Below are 15088 nucleotides of genomic sequence, written 5' to 3' on the forward strand. Positions count from 1 at the left end.
GACGGTAAAACAATACAGGACTCTTAGACCCTACGGTAATGTCCGGCATCATACCGCGCAAGGGGGCGATTTTCTTGTCACTGACGAACGTCATCCGCAATCATGTCGACGATGCGAGTAATATGCGCGGCGGGTCGCTGATTCAGTAATAATTGACGCATCACATTCATATAGGGCGTCACATGGTGAAAGAACTCCAGATATCCTTTACAGAGATAATTTTGCCGTTCGCCGCCGTCCATACAAATTCGATGTTTCGGACAACCGCCGTGACAGGCAAAGCACCACGTACAGTTCTGGCAGCGTGAGGAAAGGTTTGCTTTAGCCGCGCCAAACTGCTGCTGAAAAGGAGAGGCCGCCATTTCTTCTAAAGAGTGTTGCTGCAGATTGCCCAGTTTATAGGCGGGAAAAACAAAATGGTCGCAGCTAAACACGTCGCCATTCTGCTCCACCAGCAAACTTTGCCCGCAGGTCGACTGCATCGTACAAAGCGTGGCGGGCTCCCCCATCCAGACGCCAAGTAAGTTATCAAAAAGCTGTACGAATATGCGTCCGACATCGTGACGTATCCATTGATCAAAAACATCGCACATAAAGGCCCCCCACCCTTCAGGCGTGACGGAAAAGGGCATCAGCGAAGGCGAATCCTCATTGTCAGATAACGTCAAAGAACGCTGCGCTTTTTGTGCGAGCGGCTCAACAATGGGAATAAATTGCAGGTGTTTACTTTCCAGTTCCTGCGTCAAAAAATGATAAATAGCGTTGCCATGACGGCATGACGCATCATTCACGACAGTGAGCGTGTTGAACTCGACATCATTTGCCTGCAGAAGGCGGATAGCATTAACGACTCGGGAAAAAGACGCCCGACCTGACGGCGTTTTCCGGTAATTATCATGAACGACTTGCGGCCCATCAATCGATATACCAATCAGGAACTGATGCTGCGCAAAGAATGCCGCCCACTCTTCATTGATTAATACGCCATTGGTTTGCAGACTGTTGTAGATAGTTTTGCCGCTGGCATAGCGTTGCTGCAAGCGCACCACTTTGTGGTAAAAAGAAAGACCGCATAGCGTCGGCTCTCCCCCCTGCCAGCAAAACGAGACCTCTGAGGATGGCGTATCATCAATTACCCGGCGGATATACGTCTCCAGCACATCGTCAGACATGACGCGCTGGCCCCGGGGTTTATCAAGATAGAAACAGTACTTGCAGGATAAGTTACACAGACTGCCGCTGGGCTTGGCTACGGTATTGAATACTATGCTCATTCGTCTTACTCGCTGTGAAGAATGGGTATAGCATAAGCGGGACGTGACAGGGCGATATCAGCCAGCATTGCAACAATTATTACGCTAATTGTTAGCGCGGTTGTAATCACCTGGATTTTTCATATAAAAGGCTAGTTTTTTAAATTGATGTAACAAAGTATAAATCACGTAAGGCTGCGCCATCCCCGGTCAACAGCGCATTTATGCAAGCCGCCATGTTCGCGTTTCAGTTAGCACAAAGCCTGCATAACGCAGGCTTTGTCATGGTTTTTCCGGCAAATTCAATCAATCAGAATCTATAGGTCACGCCAGTAGAAAGGATACCGGTCCAGGATTTATCCACCATCGGGCTGTCGGTAATTTCATCCGACAGGCGGGTGTAGCGCGCAGTACCATATACGCTCCAGTTACCGGCGAAATTATAGTTAGCGCTAAATTCAAGATACGGGTTCCAGCTATCGTTCGGGTTATAGCCGCGCAGGCCGCTACGCGAAGATTCTTTACGTGATACGCCGTAATAGTAATCGTTCTGGTTCTCGCTATTCCATTCAACCCCGATACCTGGCGTTAAGGTCAGCCCGCCATTGGTATACCGATACAGCCAGGCCAGATCCCAGACAATACCGTTACTGTTATCCAACGTATCCCCTGCCAGTGAGGTACGCAGGAATCCATACTGGGTGTGATGCGCGTAAGAAACGCCCGCCATCATAGTACTTTTACGCCTGTCCAGACGACGCAACTGATGGTCATCGCTGTCGCCCGGTTTGAAGTACATCGGGGACCAGTATGCCATGATTGACAACTTATCGGCATTGTCATTCCACAAGTAATACCCGCCTCCCAGACCACGGAACCAGAAGTTTTCGCTTTCATAAGCGATGACCGGTATCGGATAAACATCGCTATCGTAATCTTTATAAGGGTGTTCAACCACACCAACGCCTGCGCCCAACGTCAGGTTGCTTTCAGCGTGCGCGACGCTGGCGGATGTTGCAATAAACACGCCAAGAGCCAGAAGTTTAAGTTTGGTCACAATCCATAATTCCTTATTCAAATGTTCTGCGGCAAAAGTGTAACCGCCAATACCTGTAAGCCCAACTATTTTACACAATGTAACCGTTTAATATCACCACCACCGATTATTTTCAGATGATCGGCTGATGATCGTTATGTGACCGGGAACGCTTTTTCTGATATCCACCAGCCTTTTCTACCTGATGAGTTATTGATATGTCATCGAAATCCACTGACGCGTACAGGCAAGTTTTGCAAATGCCATCTACGCTTAATGTTAAGAAGGTGTATCACCGGACACGTTGATCTTCTGACCAATAAAATGGCATGAGAGTTGCTTTTTTTTCCTTAGCAGAGACGGCGTTCAGTCTACCTCTTCCGGGAGCCTCTACTATTCATATGAACGGCTCTTAACATGTGCGAAAAAACGAAAGGATGGCATATCATGAATATATTCGATCACTATCGCCAGCGTTACGAAGCTGCCAAGGACGAAGAGTTCACACTGCAGGATTTTCTTACCATTTGTCGGCAAGATCGCAGTGCTTATGCCAACGCGGCAGAGCGGCTATTAATGGCTATCGGCGAGCCTAATATGGTCGACACTGCCCAGGAACCCCGACTTTCCCGACTCTTCTCCAACCGGGTTATTGCTCGCTATCCTGCGTTTGAAGAGTTTTACGGCATGGAAGACGCGATTGAACAGATTGTCTCTTATCTGAAACATGCGGCGCAAGGGCTGGAAGAGAAGAAGCAAATTCTCTATTTGCTGGGACCTGTGGGGGGTGGCAAATCATCGCTCGCTGAACGGCTGAAATCGCTAATGCAGCGCGTGCCAATTTATGTTTTAAGCGCCAACGGCGAGCGTAGTCCGGTCAACGATCATCCGTTATGCCTGTTTAATCCGCAGGAAGACGCGCAGATTCTGGAAAAAGAGTACGGTATTCCGCGCCGCTATCTAGGGACGATTATGTCCCCGTGGGCGGCCAAACGCCTGCATGAATTTGGCGGCGATATTACTAAATTCCGCGTGGTGAAAGTCTGGCCCTCCATTCTGGAGCAGATTGCCATCGCCAAAACGGAACCCGGCGATGAAAACAACCAGGATATTTCGGCGCTGGTCGGCAAGGTGGATATTCGTAAACTCGAACATCACGCCCAGAACGATCCGGATGCGTATGGTTACTCTGGCGCGCTGTGCCGCGCTAACCAGGGGATCATGGAGTTCGTCGAGATGTTTAAAGCGCCTATTAAGGTGCTGCACCCCTTGCTGACCGCAACTCAGGAAGGTAACTACAATGGCACGGAAGGTATTTCCGCCCTGCCCTTTAATGGCATCATACTTGCCCACTCAAACGAATCTGAATGGGTGACTTTCCGTAACAATAAAAATAACGAAGCGTTCCTCGACCGTGTCTATATTGTGAAGGTGCCTTATTGCCTGCGAATCTCCGAAGAGATCAAAATCTACGAGAAACTACTTAATCATAGCGAGCTGGCTCATGCGCCCTGCGCGCCGGGCACGTTGGAAACGCTTTCGCGCTTCTCGATTCTTTCCCGCCTGAAAGAGCCGGAAAATTCCAGTATTTACTCGAAAATGCGCGTTTATGACGGTGAAAGCCTGAAAGATACCGACCCCAAAGCTAAATCGTACCAGGAGTATCGCGACTATGCGGGTGTGGACGAAGGGATGAACGGTCTCTCCACCCGATTCGCCTTTAAGATCCTCTCCCGCGTATTCAACTTCGACCATGCGGAAGTGGCGGCAAACCCGGTACATCTGTTCTACGTTCTGGAACAACAAATCGAGCGCGAGCAGTTCCCGCAGGAGCAAGCTGAGCGTTATCTGGAGTTCCTGAAAGGCTACCTGATCCCGAAATACGCCGAATTTATCGGCAAGGAGATCCAGACGGCCTATCTCGAATCTTATTCTGAGTACGGGCAGAACATTTTTGATCGTTACGTGACTTATGCGGATTTCTGGATTCAGGATCAGGAGTATCGCGACCCGGATACCGGTCAACTGTTCGATCGCGAGTCGCTGAACGCCGAACTGGAAAAAATTGAAAAACCAGCGGGTATCAGTAACCCGAAAGATTTCCGTAATGAGATAGTAAACTTTGTCCTGCGCGCCAGAGCCAACAATAGCGGCCGTAATCCAAACTGGACCAGTTACGAGAAGCTGCGCACGGTGATTGAGAAAAAAATGTTCTCTAATACTGAAGAGCTGTTGCCGGTCATTTCTTTTAACGCCAAAACGTCGACTGACGAGCAGAAAAAGCATGACGACTTTGTCGATCGGATGATGGAAAAAGGGTATACCCGTAAGCAGGTTCGTTTGCTGTGCGAGTGGTACCTGCGCGTGCGTAAATCGTCGTGATGTTAATGCCCGGTGGCGCTTGCGCTTACCGGGCCTACAAAGTAATGTTCTGTAGACTGGCTAAGCATTAGCGCTATCCGGCACTGACAGAACAGGCGCTCAGTTGGCAGTACGGGGGGCATATGACCTGGTTCATAGACCGACGTCTTAACGGCAAAAATAAAAGCACGGTGAATCGCCAGCGCTTTTTGCGCCGTTATAAAGCACAAATTAAGCAGTCGATTTCCGAAGCGATTAATAAACGCTCTGTGACCGATGTCGACAGCGGAGAGTCCGTCTCTATTCCAACCGATGATATTAGCGAACCGATGTTTCATCAGGGGCGCGGCGGTCTGCGCCATCGCGTCCATCCGGGTAACGATCACTTTATCCAGAATGATCGCATTGAGCGTCCGCAAGGCGGTGGCGGCGGCGGTTCCGGCAGCGGTCAAGGTCAGGCCAGCCAGGACGGCGAAGGCCAGGATGAGTTTGTTTTTCAGATTTCAAAAGATGAGTATCTGGATCTGCTTTTTGAAGATTTAGCGCTGCCTAATCTGAAAAAAAACCAGCATCGCCAGCTTAACGAGTATAAAACTCACCGCGCCGGTTTCACCTCAAACGGCGTGCCGGCCAATATCAGCGTGGTACGTTCGCTACAAAACTCTCTGGCGCGCCGTACAGCAATGACGGCAGGAAAACGCCGCGAACTGCACGCGCTGGAAACGGAACTGGAGACCATCAGCCACAGCGAACCAGCGCAACTGCTTGAAGAGGAGCGGTTACGTCGGGAGATTGCCGAACTACGGGCTAAAATCGAGCGAGTGCCGTTTATCGACACCTTTGATTTACGCTATAAAAATTATGAAAAACGGCCTGAGCCCTCCAGCCAGGCGGTGATGTTCTGTCTGATGGACGTCTCGGGTTCGATGGACCAGGCAACCAAAGATATGGCCAAGCGTTTTTACATTCTGCTCTATCTGTTTTTGAGCCGAACGTATAAGAACGTCGAAGTGGTTTATATCCGCCACCATACCCAGGCGAAGGAAGTGGACGAACATGAGTTCTTTTATTCGCAAGAGACCGGCGGGACGATTGTCTCCAGTGCGCTTAAACTCATGGATGAAGTGGTTAAAGAGCGCTACGACCCCGGTCAGTGGAACATCTATGCGGCGCAAGCGTCAGACGGTGATAACTGGGCCGACGACTCACCGCTGTGCCATGAGATTCTGGCGAAAAAGCTGCTGCCGGTAGTGCGCTATTACAGCTATATCGAGATTACCCGCCGCGCCCACCAGACCTTATGGCGCGAGTATGAACATCTGCAGGCGACGTTCGATAACTTCGCCATGCAGCATATTCGCGATCAGGAGGATATTTATCCGGTATTCCGCGAATTGTTTCAGAAACAGAGCGCCAATCAAAGTGCATAAACCTAAATCAGCCCGTAATGCGTCACGGGCTGATTTATCACTAACAAGGCGATTATACATATTGCCATTACAATAGCCGTAAACCTGTATATCTCCTGACTGGATTAACCTTACATGCGCCGACTTATCACTGGAATAGTATGGATTTATTAATGCCAGCAATACTCACCAGGAGGTGGCGGTAATTGCAGAGAATCAGGGGATTGTAGTTTGCAAAAAAGCCATGGACCCGAAAAATCAAAATCCCACGGACTATCACTACCCGACGCTGCCATAGCAGACGACGTGAACCCCGCAGCCAGCAATGCAAAAAGAAAAATTGTTGCCATTTCTTTAAATCGTTTCATAGTGCCTCCGAACGGAAGTACATTATTATCCTTACCACTTCACACTCCTTTCGCGTAATAATAAAGGCTATTTTATTTTCGTTAGTGTTAAATCGATGCTGTTAATTAACAATTTACTTTTTGCGACAATAGTCACGACTGAAAATATCAACATCATATATTATTGAATTTATTAAATCGAGAATGATTTTTATTCCATAACATCAACACGTTTTATTTTTAAACAGTCTATTAGAGGAATTCTCATCGCTATGGTAAACTAACGCATCCGACTTTCAGGGCTGTAGTTCATCATGAATTTGCATCATAAAGCGCTCAGGCACTTTATCTCGGCAAGCGTCATCGTTTTGACATCGTCCTTCCTGATTTACGAACTTATTGCCAGCGACAGGGCAATGAATGCCTATATGCATTATATCATGGAGAGAGCCGATTCGTCGTTTTTGTACGATAAGTACCAGAATCAGAGCATCGCCGCACATTTGATGCGAACTTTTGAAGCGCCGGGAGACCCCGTCACCGCAGAAAAACGCCGCGCGTTTTGCGACGCCTTTGAGGCTATTAACGGTACGCACGGTGTCAACCTGACCCGGCATAATTATCCGGCGCTACATGGTACCCTGCAAACCGCCGCTACACAGTGTACCGATAATCTTGATGACGCCCTTTTACTGCCTGCATTTGATCAGGCGGTAAGCATCAACCGTTCGCAGGACGACCACAGTCACGGGCTGGGCACACTGGAGCTTAAATTCCGTTATTACGTTGATTTAAATAAACATTATGTCTATTTCTATGATTTAATCAACTCACGGCGCTTCGCCATGCATCGTTGGACTTTTTTACAAAAAGGTACAATGGGTATTAACAGAAAAGATATAGATAAACTTTTTACCGGCCGTACGGTTATTTCAAGTATTTACATGGATGATATTACCCAGGAAAACGTCATGAGCTTTTTAACGCCAGTCTATCTGGCGGGAACGTTAAAAGGTATCGTGATGGTGGATGTTAACCAGGATAATTTAAAAAATATTTTTTATACCCAGGACCGTCCGCTGGTTTGGCGTTATCTTAACGTAACACTAAAGGATATGGACTCCGGAAAAGAAATTATTATTAATCAAAGCAAAAATAATCTGTTTCAATATGTGAATTATAGCCATGATATCCCTGGTGGGCTGAGCGTTTCGTTGTCCCTTGATTTAACCTATTTCCTTGTCTCGTCCTGGAAAGCGCTGGCCTTTTACTTACTGGCAACGGCGCTCCTGCTTAATATGGTACGGATGCACTTTCGGCTTTATCGCAACGTCACACGCGAAAATATTAGCGATGCCATGACCGGGCTTTACAACCGTAAAATATTAACACCGGTGCTGGAACAGCGACTGCAACGCCTGGTCAATACCGGGACGCCGGTGACATTTGTCGCTATTGATTGCGACAGGTTAAAACTGATCAACGATACCCAGGGGCACCAGGAAGGCGACCGAATTATTACCCTGTTGGCGAAAGCGATTAAAACATCGATTCGTAAAAGCGATTACGCCATTCGCCTCGGCGGCGATGAGTTCTGTATTATTCTTGTTGATTACGCGGCGGATTTGGCTATCCATCTGCCGGAGCGTATTATTCGTAACCTGCAAATTATCGCACCGGATAAGACAGTCCATTTTTCCGCCGGGATTTATAATATGCAGCCCAATGATACGATTAATGATGCCTACCAGGCTTCCGATGCGCAGCTCTATCTGAACAAACAACAAAAACAACATCGTTCATCATAGTGCTTCGCAGTAAATGTTCATATTGCACCAGGAGTAAGAAATGGCCGAAATGACTGAAGTCGCGAAGGGTGCCGCTACACACCAACGTTTAGTGGCTTTATTAACCCAGGAGAACGCGCGCTATCGTGTGGTGAGCCATGAAGCGGTAGGAAAATGCGAAGCGGTATCTGAAATACGCGGTACTGCGCTGGGCCAGGGCGCAAAAGCGCTGGTCTGTAAAGTCAAAGGCAACGGCGTCAACCAGCACGTTCTTGCTATTCTGGCGGCCGATCAGCAAGCCGACCTCTCTCAGCTTGCTTCACATCTGGGCGGCTTACGCGCTTCCCTTGCCAGCCCGGCGGAAATCGATATGCTGACCGGCTGCGTTTTTGGCGCGATCCCGCCTTTCAGTTTTCACCCTAATCTGAAACTGGTCGCCGATCCGCTCCTGTTTGAGCGTTTCGATGAAATTGCCTTTAATGCCGGTCTGCTGGAAAAGTCAGTCATTATGAATACACAGGACTATCTGCGCATCGCCCGACCAGAACTGGCAGTCTTCCGCCGCTTTCAGTCATCGCCAACGGCTTAGTCCCCTTCAAGGAGCAATACAGACACAACAATAATGATAAAAATGGCGAAAAACGACGCCGTAATCATCAGCGCTTCAAGAAACGGTGGATCGTACATAATTGTATCCTCAGGAAGACAACAATGACGGTTCACCTGTTAGCAATACGCGGCGTTGATGACAATTTAATGATAACGCCGTTTTTCACGTAGAGATTGTCTTTCAGGCAGTTGCCTGAAATCCGCATCAATCGTTAAAAAGGCCTGTGCGCTTTCCCGTTTGGGCGTAAAGTAGTCAGGCTTACTTTTTGGCAAGGAAACCATAATGTTTGATGTCACTCTGCTGATCCTGCTCGGACTGGCAGCTCTGGGATTTATCAGCCACAACACCACTGTCGCCGTCTCAATTCTGGTGCTGATTATTGTCCGCGTAACCCCGTTGAATACCTTTTTTCCCTGGATTGAAAAACAGGGACTCACCGTCGGGATTATCATTCTGACCATCGGCGTAATGGCTCCCATCGCCAGCGGAACCCTACCGCCCTCCACATTGATCCACTCTTTTGTGAACTGGAAATCGCTGGTCGCGATTGCCGTCGGCGTTTTCGTCTCCTGGCTGGGCGGTCGCGGCATTACGCTGATGGGAAACCAACCGCAGCTCGTCGCCGGGCTGCTGGTCGGTACGGTACTTGGCGTCGCGCTGTTTCGCGGCGTGCCGGTCGGCCCACTGATTGCGGCGGGGCTGGTCTCTTTAATTGTGGGGAAGCAGTAATTCGCCCGTCAGATACTGGCCTGGCGTCTGCCCCAGGCCTTTTTTAAACATGGTAATGAATGCCGTGGTGGAATCATAACCCAGCATTTGCGCCGTCTGTTGTACATTACGTCCCGCGATCAGCGCTTGTAGCGCCAGGATTAATTGCAACTGATGACGCCAGCGACGAAAGCTTAGTCCCGTCTCTTTGACGACCAGCCGGGCAAGGTTACGCTCGCTCATCGCGAATACGCTGGCCCACTGCCCTAATGTATTCCATCGCGCGGGCTCCTGCGCCATTGTCTCAACCATTTGGCGGATTTTCGGATGCCCCGATATCGGTAATTGCAATTGTTCCTGCGGCTGCTGCGGCAGTTCATCAAACAACACCTGAATAAGGCGCTGCGTCGGCATTTGCGCTCTTTCGGAATCGGTTCTGCGCGCCAGCGACAAAATCAACTCCCGGCATAACGGCGAAATTTTCAGCGTGCAGCAACGCTCCGGCATGACGACCGCTGCAGGTTCAATAAATAAAAAGCACAGTTCCGCCTCTGCGGTCACATGATTACTGTGCGGCAGCGAGCCGGGGAGCCAGACGGCATACTGGGGCGGAACCATCCACATCGCATTCTCCACCTCGCAGGTAATCGCGCCGTGCAGAGCGAGAATCAACTGTCCCTTGCGATGCTGATGGCTAGGGCTAAACAGTTCATCATCCCTGGCGCGAATACAAAAGGCCACAGCGGCATCGTGGTGAAGGTCGGGATCGTAACCGTCCAGTCTCAGGCCAATCATTATATTGTCCGATTTTAGCGATAAATTGTCATTTTAGCTTGATTCATCCAAACAGTAAAAACTGTTAAGGTATCGCCTCGCCTGACGAGATGAGAAAACGATGACGACAGCCCTTTCACCACGCGGCAAACAGGGCGCTTTACTGATTGCCGGTATTTTGATGATAGCCACTACGCTGCGCGTAACATTTACCGGCGCTGCGCCGTTGCTGGAGACAATCCGTTCGGATTACGGTCTTTCCACCGCCCAGACGGGCCTGCTAACAACCTTGCCGCTTCTGGCGTTTGCACTGGTTTCGCCGCTGGCGGCCGGTATTGCCCGCCGGTTTGGGATGGAACGCAGTCTGTTTGCCGCAATGCTGCTGATTTGCGCGGGTATTGCTCTCCGCTCCCTGCCCTCCGCTGCATTGTTGTTTGCCGGAACTGCCATTATTGGGTGCGGGATAGCGCTGGGTAATGTGCTGCTACCAGGATTGATTAAGCACGATTTTTCACAACATGTCGCCAGGCTGACGGGCGCGTATTCATTGACGATGGGCGCCGCCGCCGCGTTGGGGTCCGCGCTGGTGGTTCCGCTGGCGTTGCACGGTTTTGGCTGGCGCGGCGCGCTGTTAATGCTAATGCTGTTTCCGCTGTTGGCGTTTCTTATCTGGTTGCCGCAGTGGCGCACTACCCGCTCAGCTAACCTGAGTAGCTCCCGGGCATTACATGAACGCGGTATCTGGCGTTCGCCTTTAGCCTGGCAAGTTACGTTGTTTCTGGGACTTAACTCACTGATTTATTATGTGATTATCGGCTGGTTACCAACAATACTCATCAGCCACGGTTACAGCGAAGCACAGGCAGGATCGCTACATGGCCTGCTGCAACTGGCGACCGCGGCGCCTGGGTTAGCCATTCCGCTTATTTTGCATCGCTTTAACGATCAACTCTGGATTGCCGCGCTGGTCTCACTCTTGTGCGCGGTGGGCGCGGCGGGGCTTTGGTTTGTGCCGGGCCAGGCTGTCATCTGGACGCTACTGTTCGGCTTCGGTTCAGGCGCGACGATGATCCTCGGCCTGACGTTTATCGGCCTGCGCGCCAGTTCGGCGCATCAGGCGGCGGCGCTTTCCGGCATGGCGCGGTCGGTCGGGTATTTACTGGCGGCATGTGGGCCGCCCGTCATGGGAAAACTTCATGATGCCAGCGGTAGCTGGTATCTGCCGCTATCGGGCGTAACGGTTCTGGCTATCATCATGGCGATTTTCGGCCTCTACGCCGGACGCGATCGAGAGATAGCGTCATAAATAAACCTGATACCCACTTGAATGCCTGATGGCGCTTCGTTTATCAGGCCTGATCCATTAAAATCATTACCGCTATCCGACAAAAGTACCGTAAGCGACACCAACACAGGAGGGAAAAATGCGAATCCAGTGTAAGCGCGTCTATTTCCCGGCGGAAAAAGACGATGGTTATCGGGTATTGGTTGACAGGCTATGGCCGCGCGGCATTAAAAAAGCAGCGCTGGTCTATGATGAATGGAATAAGGCCATTACGCCCTCCACCGAATTGCGCAAAGCCTTTCATAGCGAACTGATTGATTTTAACCACTTCGCGCAGCAATACCGGGCAGAACTTGCGCAACAGCATCAAGAAGGCAAACGGCTGGCGGATATTGCCCGACACCAACCGCTAACGTTGCTATACGCCGCTAAAGATACTCGCCAGAACCATGCCATTGTGCTGGCAGAGTGGCTACGAGAGCTGTGATTGTCGTGCCGCCGCCTGGCCTGGTTGTCTGTCCGGGGACAACGGCATCAAATGTTCTGCCCGCACCCAGGCAAAACCGTGCTGACCATCGGCGGAGGCTACATCGCCCGTGACCAGCCACAGCGCCCGAGGCGCTTCTTTCGGCAGTAAGGTGACGTGTCCATTTACCGGGTTAATGAATTCATCTCCGGGTTGACACAGGCAAAATAGCTCAACCGATTTACCAATATTCTGCCGTCCGGCGGGTGTTTTAGCGCCAATAACTATTGCCAACGCGCCCGGCTTTAACTGAAACATATTTTCTTGCGCCGCATGAAACTCATTATCAGATTGTTCTTAATCATATCCCGTCGGACCGCAGGTTGTCACTTTTTCGTATCAGGGTGCTCTCTGCGCCATAATGTCCACTCATCAATGATTTCGCCATTGGGCAATTTGCAATCGGAACGCACGCCTTGTGGGGTCTGCACCGGCATCAGCGTACCGCCCTGTTGCTCACAGTAGACGGCTGCCGGATTAGGCATCCCAATACGCGGCGGCCTGGGGGCGTTGGGTTGCGACGATGAACAAGCGCTCAGCAGCAATACGCCTGGCAACGCAATCCACGTAAATTTCATAACGACTCCTTAAAGCGATATTTTGTCCAGGATAACCTGGCGGGTACGCTATTTCCATACTTTCTGTCAGCGCTTTAGTGGGTGTTTATCCCGGGTTAAGTCAGTAATAACCACGCCCTGTCACAAAGCAACCGACCTTTTGTCGCTGAGAAAACCCTGCTATTCTGGCGCCCCCTGAACAGTGAAGGTAATAGCATGAGAGTGGGTATCCTCTTCCCTGTCGTCATTTTCATTACGGCAATATTATTTTTGGCATGGTTTTTTATTGGCGGTTACGCCGCGCCGGGAGCATAACCATGAGGAAAACAACGATGGTGTTGATGGGCATCGCGCTAACTGCGGTGGCGGGTACCGAACTGGGCTGGTGGTAAATTCATTTTGAATAATAAAGGCTACCTGTCGTAGCCTTTATTATCTCTGAAAGTTCTGCGTTTAGCTTTTGATTTTTCTGTAGATTAACAGCACGACAATCGCGCCGATCACCGCGACTGCAAAGCTGCCGAAGTTGAAACCATCCACTTTGCCAAAGCCAAAGAACGTACTGATCCATCCTCCGACTACCGCACCAACGATCCCCAGAATGATCGTCATAAAGAATCCGCCGCCATCTTTACCTGGCATGATCCACTTAGCCAAAATACCCACAATAAGTCCAAAAATAATCCCTGAAAGAATGCCCATTTTTTCCTCACTTATGTCTTAACGTTAGCGGTTTATTTGCCGTTAAAAAGAATAGCACATCGTCAGGAAAGTGAAGTTTGTGATATCCATCACCTTTTAGCGCCGTGGATAAAAGCGCATAAATATCAGGGTTGCAATCATTAATGATAACGATTATCTTTATCAACACCGAGTAGTTGAGTTTATAACCCACCTGTTCGGTACGACATTGCTCACATTGCTTCCAGTATTATTTGCCCGCCTCACCGAGTGCGGGCTTTTTTTGCTAACCGCTATCTATACCATGTCGAATTCATGGTCTTTTTCAGCCGCGCTATTTTGCGTGATACGGGGTCATCTCCAGCGCCGTACATTCATCCTGCTTGTCCTGCTGCATAAACACCACGGTCACCATAAACAAACCGATCATAAATGGCACTTCATAAAGCTCTTCAATCAAATCTGTGTAACGAGCGTTATGCAGGAATATCGACGACAACCACCGATGATGCTCGACAGTGTCGGAAATCAGATATGAACATGCCGTCACGGTAAACAGCCACAATGGCAGAGGAGCGTCCCATAGGCGACGAACAATCTCCTTACGTAGCCCGGCAGAAAACAGGACTGGCAAGACTAACGCAGCAATTAATATCACTGAAATCGTTCTGAATAGAATACGCGGCTCGTCAGGGAAATAGTCACGCCCCCAACTGGTGCTTCTACCCAATAGCACCACCCACCAGACAACAGCCCATAGACAAAACTGCTTTGCCCCTTCGGGACGGGAAAGTGGCCGTATATACCAGGCGGTAAATAGCGCCCCAAACAGTAACCATAACGCTTGTCCGTTTTCAATCCATCGGACCACCACGCCGTTAAGCAAAGGCAATTGCCAGTCCGCCGTAAACGGGATGACCACAGCGGCAAGCGCAAGAGTAAGTGCTGACGAAGTTAATCGGGTATCGAGTTTCATGATTATAAGACTCTTCTGGTTTTTAATACCCAATCATAAGTTTTATGAATACGCTCTCATTAGCAAACAATGCGATATTCTTAATGTTTTCTTAATGTTTCTTTTCACCCCATGTCTGATGTAAATAAACAGCGCTTTTCAATACGCAAAAACCGCATCACGCTGGCGACGCGCGATGCGGCTTCTGATTTAAAAAATCACTTTATATCAAATAGATACTACAATATCCTTACCAACCGCAAACGTCGTGTTCGTTTTCGGTATCGTAGGAACGCACGGTATTGACCAAATCCTTCACAACTTCTGCTGCAACTTCAGGTACCAGCAACGTCATCGGTGCTTCCGTTTCATAGTCCACAGAGACGCCGTTGCTATTATTCGTGACCGTGACGGTATAAGTAGCTTTTCCCATTATTATTCTCTCCCGGCATGAATGACTTTTCGTGAGGTCGCCCCTTCCATCAGTACTTCCGGCGCGACAAAAAAGTCGATGTTAAAATAGGTATCATCCGTCATGACCTCAATATTGTGCCACTTTTCCGGAGGAAACACGCCAAACTCGCCGGCATTGATCACCATGATCTCTTCCGGCTCAGAGCAATGTTCATCAGCGTATCCGAGATATTTGACCGCCCCCTGCATCACCGAGAGGCGAGGATAAACGCCGGGTCGCGTTCCCTTATCAAGGTGGCGTTCGAAAATTCCGGCAGGCGCCGTCTCTTTGTTCCAGAAGGGCGTGGAACGTGTATGGATATGATTTTGTGGAATTTGCCGCATT

19 protein-coding genes are annotated in these 15088 nt (G+C 49.7%); 8 read left to right on the forward strand and 11 right to left on the reverse strand.

The window, feature by feature from the left end; translation table 11 throughout:
- Nucleotides 1–77: 77 nt before the first annotated feature.
- A complete protein-coding gene (locus tag ACLJRU_RS18680) occupies nucleotides 78–1274 on the reverse strand; it encodes an anaerobic sulfatase maturase (protein WP_023234899.1) in 1197 nt (398 codons plus the stop codon).
- A gap of 289 nt (nucleotides 1275–1563) precedes the next feature.
- Nucleotides 1564–2310, reverse strand: coding sequence for a MipA/OmpV family protein (locus ACLJRU_RS18685; RefSeq protein ID WP_001539843.1), 747 nt, complete (start codon nucleotides 2308–2310; stop codon nucleotides 1564–1566).
- Between the two features lie 426 nt (nucleotides 2311–2736).
- Between ACLJRU_RS18685 and yeaG the strand changes: the two genes are divergently transcribed.
- On the forward strand, nucleotides 2737–4671 hold the full coding sequence (yeaG, locus tag ACLJRU_RS18690; RefSeq protein ID WP_001518010.1) for a protein kinase YeaG: 1935 nt from the start codon (nucleotides 2737–2739) through the stop codon (nucleotides 4669–4671).
- A 122-nt stretch (nucleotides 4672–4793) separates the two neighbouring features.
- Nucleotides 4794–6080 (forward strand): YeaH/YhbH family protein, encoded by a 1287-nt coding sequence (locus ACLJRU_RS18695; protein WP_000219714.1) that lies wholly within the window; start codon nucleotides 4794–4796, stop codon nucleotides 6078–6080.
- A gap of 149 nt (nucleotides 6081–6229) precedes the next feature.
- On the opposite strand, the gene ACLJRU_RS18700 is transcribed toward ACLJRU_RS18695, so the two are convergent.
- On the reverse strand, nucleotides 6230–6427 hold the full coding sequence (locus ACLJRU_RS18700) for a hypothetical protein (protein ID WP_024131293.1): 198 nt from the start codon (nucleotides 6425–6427) through the stop codon (nucleotides 6230–6232).
- 293 nt (nucleotides 6428–6720) lie between these two features.
- Between ACLJRU_RS18700 and dgcJ the strand changes: the two genes are divergently transcribed.
- Nucleotides 6721–8214 (forward strand): diguanylate cyclase DgcJ, encoded by a 1494-nt coding sequence (gene dgcJ, locus ACLJRU_RS18705; protein WP_023234898.1) that lies wholly within the window; start codon nucleotides 6721–6723, stop codon nucleotides 8212–8214.
- Nucleotides 8215–8263: 49 nt separating this feature from the next.
- Nucleotides 8264–8782, forward strand: coding sequence for a YbaK/prolyl-tRNA synthetase associated domain-containing protein (locus tag ACLJRU_RS18710; RefSeq protein WP_162010690.1), 519 nt, complete (start codon nucleotides 8264–8266; stop codon nucleotides 8780–8782).
- Here ACLJRU_RS18710 and yoaI read toward each other — a convergent pair.
- Nucleotides 8779–8880 carry a small membrane protein YoaI gene (gene yoaI, locus ACLJRU_RS18715; RefSeq protein ID WP_000272238.1) on the reverse strand — a complete coding sequence of 34 codons (102 nt, stop codon included), beginning with the start codon at nucleotides 8878–8880 and terminating at the stop codon, nucleotides 8779–8781. The genes ACLJRU_RS18710 and yoaI overlap by 4 nt on opposite strands.
- Nucleotides 8881–9085: 205 nt before the next feature.
- Here yoaI and ACLJRU_RS18720 point away from each other — a divergent pair, with 205 nt between their 5' ends.
- The gene (locus ACLJRU_RS18720; RefSeq protein WP_000460698.1) at nucleotides 9086–9532 is read left to right on the forward strand and encodes a DUF441 domain-containing protein; all 447 of its coding nucleotides are present in this window, start codon (nucleotides 9086–9088) and stop codon (nucleotides 9530–9532) included.
- Here the strand turns inward: ACLJRU_RS18720 and ACLJRU_RS18725 are convergent.
- Entirely contained in the window at nucleotides 9512–10306 is a 795-nt protein-coding gene (locus ACLJRU_RS18725) for an AraC family transcriptional regulator (protein WP_001539835.1), read from the reverse strand. The genes ACLJRU_RS18720 and ACLJRU_RS18725 overlap by 21 nt on opposite strands.
- Before the next feature lie 100 nt (nucleotides 10307–10406).
- Between ACLJRU_RS18725 and ACLJRU_RS18730 the strand changes: the two genes are divergently transcribed.
- Together ACLJRU_RS18730 and ACLJRU_RS18735 are read left to right on the forward strand one after the other, a co-directional pair.
- Nucleotides 10407–11591 carry a CynX/NimT family MFS transporter gene (locus ACLJRU_RS18730; RefSeq protein ID WP_023234897.1) on the forward strand — a complete coding sequence of 395 codons (1185 nt, stop codon included), beginning with the start codon at nucleotides 10407–10409 and terminating at the stop codon, nucleotides 11589–11591.
- A 118-nt stretch (nucleotides 11592–11709) separates the two neighbouring features.
- Entirely contained in the window at nucleotides 11710–12057 is a 348-nt protein-coding gene (locus ACLJRU_RS18735; RefSeq protein WP_001222527.1) for a DUF488 domain-containing protein, read from the forward strand.
- Here ACLJRU_RS18735 and ACLJRU_RS18740 read toward each other — a convergent pair.
- Nucleotides 12043–12354, reverse strand: a complete 312-nt coding sequence (locus ACLJRU_RS18740; RefSeq protein WP_000487126.1) for a hypothetical protein — start codon at nucleotides 12352–12354, stop codon at nucleotides 12043–12045. The two genes, ACLJRU_RS18735 and ACLJRU_RS18740, sit on opposite strands and share 15 nt — an antisense overlap.
- A gap of 68 nt (nucleotides 12355–12422) precedes the next feature.
- Nucleotides 12423–12674: a DUF333 domain-containing protein gene (locus tag ACLJRU_RS18745; protein WP_000673492.1), complete on the reverse strand. Its 252-nt coding sequence runs from the start codon at nucleotides 12672–12674 to the stop codon at nucleotides 12423–12425.
- A gap of 195 nt (nucleotides 12675–12869) precedes the next feature.
- Here ACLJRU_RS18745 and ACLJRU_RS18750 point away from each other — a divergent pair, with 195 nt between their 5' ends.
- Complete coding sequence (locus ACLJRU_RS18750; RefSeq protein ID WP_001589065.1) at nucleotides 12870–12968, forward strand: YoaK family small membrane protein; 99 nt, start codon at nucleotides 12870–12872, stop codon at nucleotides 12966–12968.
- 138 nt (nucleotides 12969–13106) lie between these two features.
- On the opposite strand, the gene ACLJRU_RS18755 is transcribed toward ACLJRU_RS18750, so the two are convergent.
- From ACLJRU_RS18755 to yeaR, 4 genes are all read right to left on the reverse strand, one after another.
- Nucleotides 13107–13355 carry a GlsB/YeaQ/YmgE family stress response membrane protein gene (locus ACLJRU_RS18755; protein WP_023234896.1) on the reverse strand — a complete coding sequence of 83 codons (249 nt, stop codon included), beginning with the start codon at nucleotides 13353–13355 and terminating at the stop codon, nucleotides 13107–13109.
- Between the two features lie 313 nt (nucleotides 13356–13668).
- Nucleotides 13669–14310 (reverse strand): hypothetical protein, encoded by a 642-nt coding sequence (locus tag ACLJRU_RS18760; RefSeq protein WP_001539829.1) that lies wholly within the window; start codon nucleotides 14308–14310, stop codon nucleotides 13669–13671.
- A gap of 229 nt (nucleotides 14311–14539) precedes the next feature.
- Nucleotides 14540–14722 (reverse strand): DUF1869 domain-containing protein, encoded by a 183-nt coding sequence (locus tag ACLJRU_RS18765; protein ID WP_000513733.1) that lies wholly within the window; start codon nucleotides 14720–14722, stop codon nucleotides 14540–14542.
- Nucleotides 14723–14724: 2 nt separating this feature from the next.
- Entirely contained in the window at nucleotides 14725–15087 is a 363-nt protein-coding gene (gene yeaR, locus ACLJRU_RS18770; RefSeq protein WP_001248993.1) for a DUF1971 domain-containing protein YeaR, read from the reverse strand.
- Between the last annotated feature and the right edge of the window lies 1 nt (nucleotide 15088).

Origin of the sequence: Salmonella sp. SAL00653 (assembly GCF_046552515.1) — a bacterium.
GTDB classification, from domain to species: Bacteria; Pseudomonadota; Gammaproteobacteria; order Enterobacterales; family Enterobacteriaceae; genus Salmonella; species Salmonella enterica.